General features: G+C 65.6%; 14 protein-coding genes. 6 read left to right on the plus strand and 8 right to left on the minus strand.

The features are described 5' to 3' along the window. The first annotated feature begins 2 nt into the window (after positions 1-2). Entirely contained in the window at positions 3-842 is an 840-nt protein-coding gene (locus ACO0LV_RS10025; RefSeq protein ID WP_424787751.1) for a sugar phosphate isomerase/epimerase family protein, read from the plus strand. Here ACO0LV_RS10025 and ACO0LV_RS10030 read toward each other — a convergent pair. From ACO0LV_RS10030 to ACO0LV_RS10045, 4 genes are all read right to left on the minus strand, one after another. Continuing rightward, a complete protein-coding gene (locus ACO0LV_RS10030) occupies positions 809-3,037 on the minus strand; it encodes an FAD-dependent oxidoreductase (RefSeq protein ID WP_424787752.1) in 2,229 nt (742 codons plus the stop codon). The genes ACO0LV_RS10025 and ACO0LV_RS10030 overlap by 34 nt on opposite strands. Before the next feature lie 34 nt (positions 3,038-3,071). After that, a complete protein-coding gene (locus ACO0LV_RS10035; RefSeq protein ID WP_424787753.1) occupies positions 3,072-6,491 on the minus strand; it encodes a chondroitinase family polysaccharide lyase in 3,420 nt (1,139 codons plus the stop codon). A gap of 156 nt (positions 6,492-6,647) precedes the next feature. Further along, a complete protein-coding gene (locus ACO0LV_RS10040; RefSeq protein ID WP_424787754.1) occupies positions 6,648-7,607 on the minus strand; it encodes an anion permease in 960 nt (319 codons plus the stop codon). 6 nt (positions 7,608-7,613) lie between these two features. After that, positions 7,614-8,285, minus strand: a complete 672-nt coding sequence (locus tag ACO0LV_RS10045; protein WP_424787755.1) for a DUF47 domain-containing protein — start codon at positions 8,283-8,285, stop codon at positions 7,614-7,616. A 529-nt stretch (positions 8,286-8,814) separates the two neighbouring features. On the opposite strand from ACO0LV_RS10045, the gene ACO0LV_RS10050 reads away from it, so the two are divergent. Continuing rightward, positions 8,815-9,378, plus strand: coding sequence for a helix-turn-helix domain-containing protein (locus tag ACO0LV_RS10050; protein WP_424787756.1), 564 nt, complete (start codon positions 8,815-8,817; stop codon positions 9,376-9,378). A gap of 25 nt (positions 9,379-9,403) precedes the next feature. Here the strand turns inward: ACO0LV_RS10050 and ACO0LV_RS10055 are convergent, their stop codons facing one another. Continuing rightward, a complete protein-coding gene (locus ACO0LV_RS10055) occupies positions 9,404-10,153 on the minus strand; it encodes an SDR family NAD(P)-dependent oxidoreductase (RefSeq protein WP_424787757.1) in 750 nt (249 codons plus the stop codon). Continuing rightward, the gene (locus ACO0LV_RS10060; RefSeq protein WP_424787758.1) at positions 10,150-10,497 is read right to left on the minus strand and encodes an L-rhamnose mutarotase; all 348 of its coding nucleotides are present in this window, start codon (positions 10,495-10,497) and stop codon (positions 10,150-10,152) included. Before ACO0LV_RS10060 ends, ACO0LV_RS10055 begins: the two co-directional genes overlap by 4 nt. Positions 10,498-10,663: 166 nt before the next feature. On the opposite strand from ACO0LV_RS10060, the gene ACO0LV_RS10065 reads away from it, so the two are divergent. After that, a complete protein-coding gene (locus tag ACO0LV_RS10065; protein ID WP_424787759.1) occupies positions 10,664-11,479 on the plus strand; it encodes an amidohydrolase family protein in 816 nt (271 codons plus the stop codon). 117 nt (positions 11,480-11,596) lie between these two features. After that, a complete protein-coding gene (locus ACO0LV_RS10070) occupies positions 11,597-11,989 on the plus strand; it encodes a RidA family protein (protein ID WP_424787760.1) in 393 nt (130 codons plus the stop codon). A gap of 12 nt (positions 11,990-12,001) precedes the next feature. On the opposite strand, the gene ACO0LV_RS10075 is transcribed toward ACO0LV_RS10070, so the two are convergent. Both ACO0LV_RS10075 and ACO0LV_RS10080 read right to left on the minus strand, forming a co-directional pair. Continuing rightward, entirely contained in the window at positions 12,002-12,940 is a 939-nt protein-coding gene (locus ACO0LV_RS10075) for a serine/threonine dehydratase (protein WP_424787761.1), read from the minus strand. Beyond that, complete coding sequence (locus ACO0LV_RS10080; protein WP_424787762.1) at positions 12,937-14,079, minus strand: M20/M25/M40 family metallo-hydrolase; 1,143 nt, start codon at positions 14,077-14,079, stop codon at positions 12,937-12,939. The genes ACO0LV_RS10075 and ACO0LV_RS10080 overlap by 4 nt, the downstream gene beginning before the upstream one ends. A 231-nt stretch (positions 14,080-14,310) precedes the next feature. On the opposite strand from ACO0LV_RS10080, the gene ACO0LV_RS10085 reads away from it, so the two are divergent. Further along, positions 14,311-14,985: a helix-turn-helix domain-containing protein gene (locus ACO0LV_RS10085; protein ID WP_424787763.1), complete on the plus strand. Its 675-nt coding sequence runs from the start codon at positions 14,311-14,313 to the stop codon at positions 14,983-14,985. 156 nt (positions 14,986-15,141) lie between these two features. After that, a complete protein-coding gene (locus ACO0LV_RS10090) occupies positions 15,142-16,224 on the plus strand; it encodes a sugar ABC transporter substrate-binding protein (RefSeq protein WP_424787764.1) in 1,083 nt (360 codons plus the stop codon). Positions 16,225-16,291 lie beyond the last annotated feature (67 nt).

The following is a 16,291-nucleotide window of genomic DNA, read 5'->3' on the forward strand; positions in this document are numbered from 1 at the left end:
TCGTGACGGTCAGGTTGGCTATCTCCGGACTTGGCGTCCCCGAGGCCGGGCTGTCGACATTCCTGGATCTGGTCGAGCGCTCAGGGGTTCAGGGAGTCGAGATCAGACACGACGCTGTCGGGCCCGCGGAGTACAGGGACGCCGGGATCCGCGATCGGTTGGGAGTGTTGGACTTCGTCGTCCTGGCTTCCAGAGTGAAGGTCGGTGCGGGGACGCGCGACGACTTCATCGACGATCTCAGTGCCGCCGTGGCGGATGCGAACCGGCTGGGGGCGACGCATGTGCGCGTCTTTCCCGGGGCCGGCAGGGGGGCGGATCGCACCGAGGATCGCGAGTTGGTCGCCCGGCTCGCGCAAGCCTCTCAGATCGGGCGTGACACGGGGGTGTACATCGCCTTGGAGACGCACGATTCCCACTGTGCTGCGTCCGACATCGCCAACCTCCTGGACGCGGCAGTTGACTCGGCTGCCGCTCGCGGCTCGCTCACGGCAGTGTGGGATGTACTGCACACCTGGCGGGTGGGGGAGAGTGCGGGTGAGTCGCTGGACCACCTGTCCGGATGGCTAACCGATGGCTGGATCCAAGTCAAGGATGCTGTGAGCAGGCGTGACCCGGCACCCGAACTACCTGGCGACGGCGCGGTCCCATTGATCGAGATCCTGACGACGATCCGAGAGCGCGGATACCCAGGTTGGGTGTCACTGGAGTGGGAGCGGGTGTGGTTCCCGGCCGTTGCACCGCTGGAGGTAGCGATCGAACATCTCCACTCGGTATTCCGTCAAGCCGGCGTGGATTGGACGGCGGGCTCTCAGAAGACTCGGACCGCAACGACCTGCGCGTAAGGGGACCCGTTGGTGGCCAGCACCTTCACCCGGATAGCCTCCACGTCCTGGGCGGAGCAGGCATGCACCCGGTGACGTCTCCGGTTGCCGCGCTCGACGACGCACGTGTACCAGGCTCCGTCGCAGTAGACCTCCAGGTCGTAATCGGCCACGATCTCTGGAATGACGCGGAACGGCCACCGGGAGTAGTGCAGGTTGTTGGCGTACTCATTCACGTCGTCGTTGAACAGCAGGTGGACTTCCTCGATTGACTGCGGCACGTCCCACCGCAGTTCGAGCCACTCCGGCTCGCTCGTCATCGGCGCCGAGGACCAGATCTGAGGGCCCGCGAACGGTCTGCTGTAGGCGGAGATGACCTGACTAGGCGCGTACGGTCCGCCGTCGTCGATCCGCAGCGCCAACGGGGTACGGTTCAACGCCTTGATGTCCCACTGAACGATCTCGTTCGGTGCGCGGTCATCCACATGAAGGTCGATGTCGCGGGTGGCGAGATCCGCGCGGCGGCGCATCGCGAGTTGACCGAACAGGTAGTCTGGATGGGTGTGCCAGGAGACGTCGTCGTTCGCGGATAGGACCAGGACCAGATTCTCCTCATCGTCCCGGGCCGAGGGGAGTTCGAGGGAGTGCCAACGACTCTCGGAGTCCTCGATGTCCACCGTGCCGGAGGAGAGCAGTTCCCGGGGCGTGTAGGTGAGCGGATCGGCTGTGGTGTGGAAGGCGTACTGCACAGAGGTTCGCTGCTTCGCACTCAAGCAGACACGGGCAACGCGTGCGGCGCTCGTCCGAGGGAAGAGCACGGCGGTATCAGCGTCGAGACGGACCGAGCCGTCGACGACACGTGCACCGTCCGGATCCAGTGACGAACTGGCTGTGACCAGGGCCCCTCGTCCTCTGTCGGCGGGATCAGTCCACGGCACACCGATGAGGGAGGCATCGTGTCGGATCAGCCGTTGTTGGAGGGTGGTCACGGACTCGCTGAGGTCAGTGGGGTCGATACCCTGCTCAGCGCACAGTGCGGCCGCAGTACCGGCGGCCTCACCCATGACGCCGCAGGTAGCCATCACCCGCATGGAGCCGAACGCAACGTGCGTGGCGCTCACGTTGCGGCCCGCCACTAACAGGTTCCTGATATTGCGGGAGTACAGCGCGCTGAACGGAATGTCGTACAGGCCGGGCGGGTAGATCTGCTGCGCCGCTCCGCGCGGTTCATAGACGCCCTTGGGTGGGTGCAGGTCAATGGACCAGCCGCCGAAGCCGATGGCGTCCGGCTTGCGGCGGTCCTGTTCGATATCCATTTGCGTCATGATCGTCTCGCCGAGGACCCGGCGGTACTCGCGTTTGCCTGGCACCGACCCGACCCATTCGAGGGTGAGATTCTCGGCGTCGAACTTCCCGGAGTTCTTGATGTAGTCCCAGATGCCATAGATGACACCCCAGAGTTCATCGCGGATCCGTTCGTTGTCGTGGACCACGTCGAGTTCGCCACCCCACTCGATCCACCAGTAGTCGGCACCGTTATCGCCGGTGCGGATCACCCGCGATTCCAGGATCGAGGTGGCCTGCACATCGATCGCGAACGACGGCGGAATGAACGGAACCGGCTCGGACTCCTCGCGGGTGTAGAACAACAGCGTGCTGCCGAGGGTCAGGTCGTCCTTCTCGGCAGGTGCCCAGGACTCGGAGTACTCGTGCTGACCCTCCCTGCCGAGCAAATGGTCGGCGCCGGCTGCCGCCGCGATCGAACCATCGCCGGTGCAGTCGATCACGAACCGCGCGTGCATGTGCAACTCGCGTTCGGATCCGAGCACATGGCCCCTCACAGACTCGATCCGCTGCCCATCCAGGTGCACATCGAGCACGTGTGTGTTCAGAAACAGGTCAATGTTCGGCTCGTTCTTGACCGCTTCGAGCAGCACAAGATCCCAGTACTGGGGGTTACCCAGCGGGTTGCGGTACTCGTTCTCGAGATAGAACTCGCCGACGATGCCGGTTTCGCGGGCATACCGCTGATGCCCGGTGGCGGTGGCCCCGCACACCCATACTCGGACTTCGCTGCTGGAGTTGCCACCCAGGACCGGACGGTTCTGCAGGAGTGCCACGCTCCGGCCGTTGCGTGCGGCGGCGATCGCCGCAGATGTGCCGGCCAGCCCGCCACCCACGACCACCACGTCGTGGTGATGCTGTTCGGTTCTCACGGGTCATCTCGTCTTTCGTGAGCTGTCTGCGTCATTAACCGACCTGTGAGAGGAGTGAGGCGGCCTGCTTCCGCAGGTCCGCTGCAGCCTGTGTGTCCAGGGTGTCGGACCGCTCCGGGTCATCCAGATGCCGGATGAACCGCTCCAGGGCCCCGATCGCCGGTCTCGACCTCCCACCGTCCAAGTGCTTCTCGGCCTGCTCCAGGGCATCGGCGAGTCGGTGGGCGATCGGTCCGGCTATCAGCCCGTCAGAAATGTAGGTGTCCAACGCCGTTCGGACTGTCTCGATGCTCGCTCCGGGTGTGAGCGAGAACTGCACACCAGTGCCGTGCTGGGTGGTGACGGTGATCGTGGTGTCACCATCGGTGGTGGTGTCCAGGTGCACATCGTCGCGGGTCTGTGCGAGTTCCCACGGCCCGCGAAGCACCACCGTGGTCTGCGTCTGCGGGCTCTCGTTGTAGCGCCACGGCCGTGAGTACGGGCTCAGATTGCCGACGTAGTTCCCGTCGCCGTCGTACTGCTCCTCATCAATTCCTTCATACAGGTGCAGGTCGGGGTCGGTGACGGAGAAGTCGATCGCACCGGACCCGGTGGGGCGGCTCAGTACCAGTCCTTGACGGCTGAGTGAGCGGACGACCGACTCGGCCACCAGGTCGGTATCCGGCTCGAACACGATGTGCGCACTCACCTGGGACTCCACATCGGTCACCACGTGAGCAATGGCATCACGCTGGTGGATTCGCACAGGTTCTTGCGGTCCGGCCATTGCTGCCGCGAAAGAAGCGGTGCGATCCGCTCCGGCCTGCACCAGGATCACATAGGCGTACTGGGAGTCCTGTGGGGCTGTGCCGTGATCGAGGTAACCCAGCGCCACCACCTGGGTGCCCTCACCGTTGCCGCTCCAGTCCGGTGCGGTCTGCTCAGCGGTTCGGTGGGTCAGCGCGGGACCTTCGACGACGACGTACCCGTTACCGGTGGGGTCGGTGATCCAGTCGTCGCCGGACTGCACATCGCGGGGGTTGCTCATCACCTCGGAAGAGACCTGGAACAGGGTGGTCCGGGTGGGGTTCGCGGAGTCGTTGTTCCGGATCCTGCTACCCAGTGCGATCACGCGATCACCAACCATGAGCGCGGAGATCCTGGCGGTGTGGCTGGGATCGAAGGCGGGATGTTCGATGAGCTCCATCCCGAACACGGTGGCGTGGTCTTCCAAGGCGCCGAAGCCGCCGAAACGCGATTCGCTCAGGGGCAGGGTCTCCCCACTGGCGCCCACGGTCGTTGCCAGTTCATCGAACGGCAGCGTCTTGGTCGTGGCACCGGGTATGAAGTTCCAGTCGTAACCGGGTTGGGCCCACCCGTTCTCGGTCAGGGAGACCCAGGAGTCACCGTCCACGTCGGCTTGGATCGAGATCTGCCCGTAGGTCTGGTAGCGCCCAAAGACGTTCTGCTGGTCATAGATCTCCGTGGCCCAGATGTAGTTGTTGTGCGTCTTGATGGTGACGAGCCACTCGTCCTGGCGGCTGAGGCCGGCAGCACCGTATGGGAACGCCCAGTAGCCGTTGGGCGCGGGGGCGGGCTGGATGCCGGCGGCTTCGAACTGGGCATCGAGGTTCCGTTGCCAGTTGCTGGCGTCGGGGGGAACCAGACGCCGGAACATCGCGGCTTGCTCCTCGTCCAACCCGGATTCGCCGTCCAGTCGGGTGCGAGCGGTCAGGCCGAAGGGATTGATGACGGGGCGGATGTGCCACGCACCGGTCTGGTGTCGTCCGCCCTGACTGACCGGGTAGTCGATGGTGTTGGCGATGAGTGCCTGGTGATGCAGTGCGTTGCGAAGCACCTTCTGCCCGGCCCCGCCGAGGGCGAAGGCGGTTCCGACGCAGTCGGTGATGACCACGGTGCTCCCCGAGAGTGCGTCGCGTCCGTAGATCGGGTACGGGCCGACGTGGTGGTACATCGAACCATCAGGCTTGAACCCGCCTTCGGTACCTGGGGCGTAACTGTAGGCGCGATCGATCCATGCTTTGAAGGCGCGCAGCCGCCCGACGCGCTCCGGCCAGGTCTCGGCGAAGAAGCAACTCGAGAGCAACCCTTCCATGAGCGTGTTGAGGACGTCGACCAGCCCCGAGCGGTGCTGGTTCTCGGTGAAGTCATCGGTGAGTCGGCCGGTTCCGGCGTACCAGGCCACACTGGTGCTCGTCCGCTCCCAGATCCCGCGCTCGCGCAGCAAGGGCTCCAGCATCAGCACCGAACTGGCCCAGGCCCGGTAGGCATAACCGATGTGGTGGATGGTGCCCTGGCCGGAGCCCGTGGCCCACCCTTGATCGTGCAGGTGGGTGAGCAGGCGCAGTACCAACTGTGCGGCCCGATCGGCAGCGGCCGTAGCACCCTGACGCGTGGCATGGTCCCAGGTCTGTGCGGCCGGGAGGCCGCACCGCTCCCACAGTCCGCGTAGCGCGACGACGTGGGTGAACTCCTGCACCGCTTGCCGGTACTGGGCCGGGAAGATGGCAATCTGGTTGTGATTGACCTTCGCCCCCACATTCGCCGGGCGTAGGTCATCACCTTCGGCGTACGGGTCGGCCAGTTCAGGCACGCCGAACTCGGTGAATCGGTCCTCCAGGCTGGCCAGGGCTGCGTCGTTGAATGAGGGGTTGGCGCGTTGCCGGGTCAGTAGTCTGTCACGGATCGTCTCGGCGTCGTCGATCTCAGCCTGGGTGACGTTGCCGGAGTCGAAGCCGGGGGAGTCCTGCTTGTGCCAGAAGTCGAGCAGACCCATCCAGTGGTAGTTGTTCGCCTCGGGGAACTCCGGTGCCAGGGTGGGCACCTGGAAGTCCGGGGTGGGACGGTCCGGGCGGATTGAGATGTTCGTGACCAGTTGATCGATCCAGAGTGTGCCGTGGTTGTCCGGAGCCACGACCGTGATGCGATCCATCCCAGGATGTGGCGTGCCGTCGGTGTCGTCGGAGTACCGGACCCAGCAGGTACGCCAGCCGTGGAAATTGAGGTGGAAGTCGAACCAGGCATCAACGGTGTCGCCGCGGCCGAACGTGAACCGCAGATAGTCATCGATGGGCGTCTCGTTGTAGATCCAGACCGAGAAGTAGTCGGTGACGCCCCCTGATGGCTCGGAATAACTGAGGTCACCTTCGATTCGAAGATGTGCACCAGGATCGAAGTCCCACTGAAGAGAGTGAATACCGATGTTCCCGTGAGCACCTGAGATGCTAATTTCACTGTCATCCTCGACGGAGAAGGTGTCCGGTATGACGTTCTCAAGCAGGTAGATCGGCTTGTCGAGTTCCGCGAGTTCGCGCTCGAGTTGAGCGGGACTGACGTCTGTTCGTACAGGTCCCAGGCCGAATGCAGGCCGAATGTTGCTCGGCAGGGCTGCTCCGGCCGTGGCGAGCGCGGCGCCCGCCAGGAAGTGCCGACGGCTCAACGGTGATTGTGACATTGATCGTGCTCCTTCATTGGATCGTCCTCCTATTGAAGAGAGGAGTAAGGATCTGGTCAAGGGAGCATTAAAGAGTGACTAAATGACATAGGCCGCGTCTATGTCGCGATCGCGCGATCCATCACACCGTGAGCAGGGTGTGTGACTCTGGCCGAATCAGCCCAGAACAGCCGCGGTCACGTAGGCTCCAAGCGCCGCAACCGTGAACGCCAGCGGGAGGGTGACCAGCCAGGCCAGGCCCAGGCCGCGGACCACCTTCCAACGGATACGGCGGTAGCTCTCGCGCAGCCCGGCGCCGAGGAGTCCGCCGATGATGGCCTGGGTCATGCTGACCGGTGCGCCCAGCGCGGCGCTGCCGAGTACGGCGCCGGCTGCGGCGAACTCCGCGGTGACGATGTGGGCGGGGCTGGTGTGCAGGATGCCGGTGCCCACCGATCGGGCGATGCGCGGCAATCCCAGCGCTGTGCCGATCGCGAAGGCCAGCCCCAGCGCCAGGTACCACCACCAGGACAGCCGTCCGTCCGGATGAGCCAGTCCTGCTGCCAGGAGCAGCACCAGGATCTTCTGTCCGTCGTTGGCCCCGTAGGCGATGCACTGGGCGGTGAACGCCACGAGGTGACCGCGGCGCATCACCGGCAGGTAGGCGCTGTCTCTGCGGGTGTTCAGTAGTGTCGACCCCGCCAGCGCCAGCCCCAGGCCCACGAACGGGGCCAGGGCGGCCACGATGAGCACCACCGTGAGCGCGGACCAGGCCACTGCGAGCCCGAGGCCCGCGCCGGCACCTGCGGTGGCACCGATCACGGCCAGGGTCAGACTCGTTGGCAGTCCGCGCCGGGTGAGCAGCCAGACCACCAGCACGGCACTGACGAACGCCACCAGGAGTGCCAGGGAGCCCGACTGGCCCGGGGGGACGATGGTGGAGGTGAGCGTGTGGGCCACGGGTGCGGCGGTGACCAGCGGAATCACCGCGGTGGCCAGGGTGAGGATTGCCAGCGCGGGCAGCAGCCTCAGGCCCGGCACTCGCAGGCCCGGTGCGAGCAGGGCGCCGCCGTCGTTGGTGCCGGTGATCAGTGCGAATGCCAGGCCGAGGCCGATCAGGAGTTCGGGGGCGATCAAAGCGCCTCAGTACCCCCGCTTCAACGCACCATCGGTCAGTGCATCGGCAGCCTCTCTGATTCGCACGCCTACCCAGTCCAGGCGCTTGATCAGCTCCCGGTGCTTGAGGGTGTCCAGGGAGTCGGGGGCGTCCACCACCGTACTGGCGAACTCCGTGCGGTACTGGCGACTCACAGCGCGTGCGGCCTTGCGCACCGCCAGGGATCGGTTCGGCACATCGCTTGGATTGGTCCACAGCGTGTCCACTGCTTCCTCCAGCAGGTCCAGCGCATCGGCGGCCTTGGAGACCATCGGGCGGAATGCCTCACGGTTGTCGATCCGGTACAGGTCTGCTTCCCGGACGAAGTCCTGCAGCGTGTCGAGGACCTCGTCGATCGCGCGGGAGACCCGGAACAGGTCCTCGCGGTCCAGTGGTGTCACCAGCGTGCTGGCCAGCCCGGTCACCAACGCCGCGCGTTCGGCGTCCCCACCCCGCTCCACCTCAGCGACCTCCTTGCGCGCCGTTTCGGTGGACAGGCCCTCGAGCATTCGCCGGGCGATGTCAGCGCCGTCGTGGGCGGCGCGGATCTGGCCGAGCATGGCCCGCCGGAGGGCATCGCTACCTCCGACGCGACGACGACGCGACTTGCGCCGGGTACTCGCGCCGGCGGTCCGTGCGCGCCATCGGGTGCGGGTCATGTGCTGGTGCCTCCGTGAAGTTCGGGACTATGCGGGGTCAGGTGCGGCGCGAGCGGGCGGCACGGGCTCGGTGGCCCGGCCGGAAAGACAGTGCGGGGCGCCGTTTGCCCTTGGGCGAGCGGGTGCGCACCGCCCCACATCCGGACGACGCAGTGCAGGCGCACTGTCTCGGACTGCTCGCTGCGCCCGAATGAGGGCCCCCAAGGCTACCAGCAGTCGGGACAGAAGATGAACAGGAGGTGAACGGCGGGTTAACGCAGGCCGGCTCGGTGCCTCGGTGCCTCGGTGCCTCGGTGAGGGCGGTCGTAGGGCTCCCGCGGAGGCGGGCGCCGCCGGTTCAGGAGCCGGGGTTTGGGACCCGGTCCGGCGGGCCATGTTCCGGCGTCGGCTCACGGGCTCGCCGACGGCGCCGCACGATAGCCTCTTCGGAGCCCTGCGTCGCCAGTCTTAGCCAACCGGTCTGGCGGCCTGGACAGCACGAGGAGGGGAGCAGGAATGGGTAGTGGCCTTGCGCTCGAGAGTTCGAGCGATGAGTGAAGAGGGGCCCCCGTTGAGTAGCAATCTGCAGAAATGGCGGATGCGGCGGCAGTTGTCGGTCTCAGCGCTGGCTCGCGCAGCCGAAATATCGAAATCGACCGTGTCCGAGTTGGAGCGAGGCTTGGGGAACCCGTCCCTGGACACGCTGTGGGCGATCGCGAAGACCCTGAACGTCCCGCTCGGTGCGCTCTTCACCGACTCTGGGACCAACGGTGACCTGGAAGTCCGGCGATACGCGGATGCGCCGGCGATGGAGTCCGATGACGTGGGACACGTCGCGAAGATCCTGAGCGGCTGGCGCGCCGACGGTGAGATCGAGATCGCGGTCGTGACTCTCGCTGATGGGGCTCGCCGCGACTCCCGTGGCAATGCCCCGGGAGTCGTTGAACGGGTGGTGTGCGTCCAGGGCACGGTTGCCGTGGGCACCGAGGAGAGTTCGGCGGAACTGGGGGTGGGGGACCTGATCCGGTTCCGTGCGGACCAACCCCATTTCTATGCAGCGATCGCGGGACCGGGCCGGCTGGTGGTCGTCCAGGAGTACGGGGACGTGACCTAGCACCACCCGGCGCTGAGGGCGGGTCTCACTTCGGGCCGGCGGCTGCGAGGCCACCGTCGACGATCAACTCCGTGGCCGTGATGCTGGAGGCGTCATCGGAGAGCAGGAAGGCGATGGTGCTCGCGATCTCCCGCGATTCACTGGGCCGCCCGATCGGGAGTGTGCGGGTCGCGACCTCGCGGATCTGCGCCTCGGATGACTGAGAGATCGCCAACGGGGTGATCACCGAACCCGGCAGCACCGAGTTGATCCGGATGCCCTCACGGGCGTACTCCAGGGCAGCGGACCGCACGATCGCCTGCGCCGCCGCCTTGGAGGAAGCGTAGATCGCGTCCTGGGCCACCGGCCGGACCCCGGCGACGGAACTGGTCACCACGATGGACGAACGGCCATCGCGGACTATCCGCCGGGTGGCGGACTGCAGCATCGTCAGCACACCAAGGGCATTGACGCCGTGGATCGTACGGAAGAGGCCAGGGTCGATGTCCTGCAGCGCGACCTTCCCCGGATGTGCTCCGGCCACAATCGCCACTCCATGAATCGGCCCAGCCCCGGCGGCGGCCTCGAAGAGTTCCTCCACTGAAGTCGGATCACCCTGGTCATAGGCATAGGAGTCGCGGGTCCCGATCTCCTCAGCCACGCGATCGGCGGCGTCGCCGTGCAGGTCGGCGACGGCCACGTGCGCCCCCTGCCCGGCGAGGAAGTGGGCAGTTGCCTCTCCGATCCCGGAGCCTGCGCCGCACACGAGGAAGCGGCGATCTGCAAGTCCATTCATGCGTGTTCTCCTTGGTGAAACAGACTGAATACGGGCGCTGCGCGCAGCAGGTTTCCGTCGCGGTCCGTGGAGGCGATGAACAGCGGCGCCATGAGTTCCGCCCACCGGTCCACCTGCTCCTGCACATGCTCGGACACCGGCGTCGGCATCCGATGGCGGTTGCGCTCGGTCACGGTGATGACCACGTCGCCCCAGCGGTAGATGTCATAGCGCAGGTATTCGGAGGCGCGAAGTTCCTCCTGGACCTCCGGCCAGACGTTCGCGTGCAGTTCGTCGTAGCGGTCGGCGCAACCGGGCTTGAGGATATAGAGGAAGCATTCAGACTCAGAGTCACCACTGCTCATTAGATCCTCATCTCATCGCGTCGACAAGAACCCGCACTATCGGGCCTCACGCGAGTGTATAACGTGATGGGGTGTGTATCCATGCGGGTGCGTAGCACTGGAACGCGCTATTCTGTACCCAGGCCGATGCGAGCATTCGTCGCAGGCGGAACGATAGGAGATCCACATGGCCACTGAACCAGTCCTTGCAGACAGCCATATCCACCTCTTCGAGAATGGTTTCATCGGACCGGACGGAGGCAGCCCATCCGGTGGCGATGAAGTCGCTGAATACGAGAAACTTCGCCAAGTCAACAATATCGACGCGGCGCTGGTGGTTGGCTATGAAGGGGAGAAGGCCTACCTTGGTAACAACGCCTACATCGGGCGGACCGCACGCCGCCACGCATGGATCAAGCCATTAGCATACCTGCATCATTCCGCCTCCCATCGGGAAGTGCAGGAGTGGCTGGACGAAGGGTTCTACGGAGTCAGCATCTACGCCGTCGAGGAAGGCGATGCAGAATCCCTTGCCGATTTGATCGCGAGAGTTGGTCCGGTGCTAAGTGAACGCCGTGCTGTCATCAGCCTCAACGTCTCTGCCGCGGTCTATTCCGCACTGCGCGTGGGGTTGGAAGGGCTAGCGGGTGCACCGGCTCTGATCAGCCACTTCGGACTCCCGGCCAAGGGAGCCGGCACCACCCGGGGAGGGCATCAGTCGTTGCGGAGCCTTGTCGCGATGCGTGAGAATCCGAGTGTCTTCGTCAAGGCGAGCGGATTCTACGCATTGGGCGGGGTACTCGGTGCCGACGAAGTGCTGACCACGGTGATGGAGGAGTTCGGACCAGAACGTGTGCTATGGGGATCCGATTACCCGGTGGTACTCAGTTCGGAATCCTTCAGGCAGTCCATCTCGCATCTTTCAAGCCTTCCGCAAAGCGCCCGTCCAGGCATTAGGGGAGATACGCTTCGTGACATACTCGCCCGTGTAGAGTTCCCTTGAGCAAACGCGCCGGCGAGCCCGCAAAGCTCTCCGTTGACGTGCTCTCGGCGCCGCCCGAGATTAGCAGTCGCGACGAACATTGCCGTTTCCAGATGACGATTAGTAATGGAGTGAAAAATGTCAGATAAAGTTCAGGTTCATCCTCGTGGCTACGGGGAGCCTAAAGCTGCACTGTCCCAGGGCATCCTTTCAGGAGGATTCCTCTTCGTCTCCGGTGCTGTTGCATTCCACCCGGAAACCGGTGAGATCGTCGGCGATGATGTCGCAACCCAGACGCGACAGGTGATGGAGAATATTCGAGCCGTCCTCAAAGAGGTCGATCTCGACCTCGATGACGTGGTTCAGTCCCGGGCGTACCTGACCCGGATTCAGGATGATTTCCCCGCGTTCGATTCGGTTTACCGGGAGTTCTTCTCCGAACCGCTGCCGGCGCGGAGCACCATCGGGGTGGAACTGGCGATCCCGGGCCTGCTCGTTGAGGTCGATGTGATGGCGAAGCTCAAGTCCTGACCACCCCGGGGCTCACCGCGGATCGTCGACATTCGCGCCGCAGATGACGATCAGCGGTGAGCTCCCGTCCGGCGGCACCCACACGCCTTCGAGCAGCGCCGCCAGGGCGCACGCACCGGCGTTCTCGACCACGAGACGGCAGGCGGTCCACAACCACTGACGTGCCCGGGTGATCGCGGCGTCGTCGACGAGCACCGACTGCACCCCGGCAGTCGAACAGATCGCCCACGGCACCTCACCAAGGGTGCGTGCCCCCAGCGAATCCTGGGCGATGGTGTCCACCTCGACGGGCACCGGCCGGCCCGCTGCCAGAGCCGAATGCAGCGTCGGGGCCCCTTGAGGTTCAACGCCCACCACGGCGACGCCAGCTGGTGCTGCCGTCGCGACCCCGGCGACCAGGCCACCCCCTCCGACCGCGAGCAGAACTGAATCTACGTTCGGATCTTGCTCGAGCGCTTCGGTCAGGATCGTGCCCGCCCCGGCCACCACATCCGGATCGTCGTAGGCGTGCAGGCGCAGCGCACCGGTTCGCTCGGCGTAGCCGTCCGCCCAGGCGTTGCTCTCGGCGTGGTCGGCGAGGTCATCGACCACGCGGGCGCCCAGGTCGCGGAGTCGATCGACTTTGCTGTGCGGGGAGTCATGGGGCACTGCCACAGTCGCCGGGACCTTCATCGCGGCGCCGGCGACGGCAGCCGCGATTCCGGCGTTCCCGCCCGAGGCGATCACCACCCCCCTCTCCGGGAGCACCCCCCGCTCCCGGGCCCGCAGCGCCATGTTAAGGATCCCGCGGGTCTTGAACGAGCCACCCACCTGGGTTTGTTCGAGTTTGAACTGCACCTGCCGGTCGCCCTGGGGTGTCGGCACGCTGAGCCGCAAGAGGGGCGTGCGGCGAACATAGGGATGTATCCGATGCGCGGCCTCGGCGACCGTTTCGGCCGCGACGATGCTCATGCTGCTCCCGGCGTCAGATCCGTGGTGAGGAGGTCATGGAGGACCTCCACTCCGCGGTGGAGTTGGTCCAGGTCCAGATACTCGTCCGGTGTGTGCGCCTGCTTGATCGATCCGGCCCCGAACACCATCGCGGGAATGCCCAGCCGGGCGATCTTGGAGGCATCCGAGCCGTACGGTACGCCGACCGCCGCCGCGGGCAGGTCGTGGCGGGAAAGGACGTCCTGGAACGTGTGCACCAGCGGGGCCCCAGAGTGCGGCAGGCCGGGATCGGCCAGCGCTGGCTCCTCCACCCGGACGCCGCTGAACCGACCCTCCAGATCCCGCTGCAACTCGGTCCAGACCGCGTGCGGGTCCTCGCCCGGAAGCGTGCGCCGGTCGTAACTGAGCGCCACCTGGCGGGGGATGATGTTGATGGCATCTCCGCCGTCGATCATCGTCAGGGTCAAGGACGCGGCTCCGACCTGCGGGTCGGTCAACTCGCGCAGGCGCACGTCCATTTCCCCTGCCACGTACGCGATCACCTCGGCAGCGACCGTGATCGGGTTCACCACGCCGTCGGGCATGGAACTGTGCCCGCCCGGCCCGTCGATCAGGATGCGGCCGCGCAGCACACCCTTGTGGGAGGTGACCAGGGCCAGTTCGGTGGGTTCACCCACGATGGCACCGAGAACCTTCTCGGGATCCAGGTGCGTGCACAGGTCCAGCACTCCCCGGAAGCGTTCCTCCTCATCCACGCATGCGGCCAGGACGATCGTGTGATGCGGCTGGTCGTCGTCGGCCACTCGCTCCAGCGCAGCCATGAACATCGCCAATTGTCCCTTGGCGTCACAAACTCCCCGGCCCGTCACCCGCCCTGCCGTCCGCTCCATCCGGAAGGGCTCCACGGTCATCCCTTGAACCTCGACGGTGTCGCTGTGGGTCTGCAGCAGGATCGTGCCCGGCAACTCCCCGGGGATGGTCACCACACCGTTGGACCGGCCCGGCAAGACTTCGTCCAGGCGGCCCTGCCATCGGTGCCCCTGCGCCCACCGGGCGAGGTGTTCGGCGATGCGGGTCTCACCGCCGTCGGCGGCGGTGTGGCGTGGATTCACGCTCGGGATGGAGATGAGTTCCGCCAGGATCTGTTCAGTCCGGTTCAACTCAGAACCCCTTCGTTCGCGGGTCGTAGCGGGCAGCGTGCGGGCACGGTGAGCACCCGGTGGGGGCGGCCTCGGGAGGCGGATGCGCCTCTTTGACACCCCCAGGGGCGTGTGCTTCACTATCCACTGTTCGGTCTGCCGAACGATACTACGTTCTAGCGAACGATACGACACTCGAATCTCAGTCACCGGGAAACCGGGGGCGAGCGACCAGCACTCAAGGGAGAGCATGTGACGGAACGCACCGCAATGCAAGCCCCGCCCCCGGCCGAGGACGGCTCCATGGGTGCTTCGCAGAACGACGACGCCGGCTGGAGCGCTACGGCTACAGGTGCGGGTGGACGCAGCGCACACCGACCGATGGTGGCGAACAACCTGCAGAAGTGGCGACTGCGCCGGGGCCTGTCCGTCTCCGCGCTGGCCCGCGCCGCCGAGGTGTCGAAGTCGACGATTTCCGAACTGGAACGCGGTGCGAGTAATCCCTCGTTGGACACCCTGTGGGCCATCGCCAAGAGCCTCAACGTCTCCCTGGGCGCGATGTTCGTCGACCCCGGCGGCGTCCAGGAGCCCGCGGTGCGCCGATACGCCGACGCCCCGGCGTTGACCGCCGAAGGGCAGGCCCACCAGGCCAAACTGCTGCTCGGGTGGCAGGCACGCGGTGAGATCGAAATAGCCTTCGTCTCCCTGGACCGCGGCGCTCGGCGGGATTCACCCGGGAACGCCCCGGGGGTGGTCGAGAGAGTCGTGTGCGTCCAGGGCGAAGTCGAGGTCGGGCTGACGGACAACTATTCGACACTTCGTGTGGGGGATCTGATCACCTTCCGTGCCGATCGGCCGCACTTCTATCACGCACCCCATGGGCCGGGTGAACTCGTGGTCGTCCAGCAGTATCCGGAGAGCGCATGAGGACGATCACGAGATAGCCCTGCCGCCCCTGAGCGGACCAGGACAACGCCGCCGGTCGTGCATCCGACTTTGCACATCACCCCCGCAGAACCAGCTCACCAGAACCAGCTCAGCAGAACCAGTTCATCAGAACCCACTCACCAGAAAGGTGTATCGATGAAGACACCACGGATCGCAAAGTCCATCGCCGTCCTCGCCGCGGGCTCGCTCCTGCTGTCCGCTTGCGCAGGAGCAACCGAGAGCCCCGTGCCCGAGGAACGCGATGACGACGAGACCAGCGCCGAAGGTGAGGACGAGACCGCCGCAGCGGACAGCGACGAGGAGATCCTCATCGGCGGCAGCATCTTCACGCTGCAGTACGCCTGGTTCCTCGGTGCCCAGGAGGGCATGGAGAACTGGGCCGAGGACAACCCGGACGCCAACATCCGGTTCCAGTTCGAGGACAGCAACCAGGACATCCAGCGCAACATCGAGAACCTGGAGAACCTGGCATCAGCGGGCGCGGACGGGATCGTGGTGTTCCCCACCGATTCCAAGGCGATCATTCCGACGATGGTCAACCTGCACAACACCCAGGACATCCAGTTCGTCGTCGGGGACTACCCGCAGCAGCCGGACAATCCTGAGGATGCCATCTGGGAGACCTTCGTCGGTCACGACATGGTCGCCCTGGGCGAGAGTTCCGGCCAGATCGCGGTCGACCACCTGCTCGAGCAGGGCATCGAGGATCCGACCCTGTTGTTCATCACCGTGCCCTCCTCCGGGGAGGTGACCGAGCAGCGGCTGGAAGGCTTCCGGTCCGTGGTCGAAGCCGAGTTCCCGGACGCGAACATCATCGTCGAGGGTGACACCGGCGCCGGTGACCGCAACTCCTCACACACCTTGATGGAGAACGTCCTGCAGCGGGAGGCTTCGATCGACGTGGTCTCCGGGCACAACGACGCCACGGTCCTGGGCGCCTACAACGCCGCCGTGGGTGCCGGCCGGGACGGAGACATGGGCTTCATCGGCATCGGCGGTGAGAAGGAGGTCTTCCAGCACATCCAGGACGGCAACGAGGCCTGGATCGGTGAAGTGGTGCAGGACCCGGTGGTGCTGGGCTACACCGCGATGGAAGCGCTCTGGCTCGCCATGAACGGCGAATCGCTGCCCGAGCAGTACGACCTGCCGGCGCCGGAAGGCATCACCCCGGCCAACATCGACGAGCACGACTGGCAGAACTGGACCTGGTTGGGCTGATCCGGACGGCCGCCGCGCGGAGCACCCGTGCGGCGGCCGCCGCCTGACCCGCGACTGGAAAGGACTG

This window comes from Pseudactinotalea sp. Z1739, assembly GCF_049725055.1.
Taxonomy (GTDB): domain Bacteria; phylum Actinomycetota; class Actinomycetes; order Actinomycetales; family Beutenbergiaceae; genus CALKWS01.